This is a genomic window from Staphylococcus sp. 231237_7MaSpsaltlick, assembly GCF_043107035.1.
Genome location: NZ_JBICNX010000388.1, coordinates 1 through 436, shown reverse-complemented (window position 1 = coordinate 436; position 436 = coordinate 1). Strand labels below are relative to the sequence as shown.

The 436-nt window shown below is 29.1% G+C and carries 1 protein-coding gene; it reads right to left on the bottom strand.

Annotated elements, in window-relative coordinates; genetic code table 11:
* Window positions 1-436: phage tail protein (locus ACF91D_RS32025; protein WP_392438744.1), on the bottom strand; the 436-nt coding region annotated here is incomplete at both ends.

Here is a 436-nt window from a genome sequence, read left to right as displayed (position 1 = left end):
AGTTGATAGCTTTAATTGATCTATTTATATCATTATTTCTTAAACGTTCTTTTTTACCTGGTGTTTCAGTAGATGAAACATCTAAATTTGCTACATATTTAGCAGCTTTTCTTGCCATTTTCTTATTTCTTTCTGTTAATGTAAAATCACCAAGTATTACATCTTGATTAATAATATTATTGTTTACATCACGTTTAGTCGTAATTTCAACAATTCTCACTTCATCATTGATATTATTAACTGAGTCTTTCAATACAGTTATATCACCAGGCATAGGCTTTGCTTCTTTATAAGATTCAAGATGTATAAAATCAGTTGAAACGGAAATTTTAACACTATCGTTAATTACTTTTTCCATTTTCTCTTTCAACTTATCTTCGTGTTTAATACGGCCATCTATAACAGGTGGTGCATGTATTTCGCCTATTACCTTTGC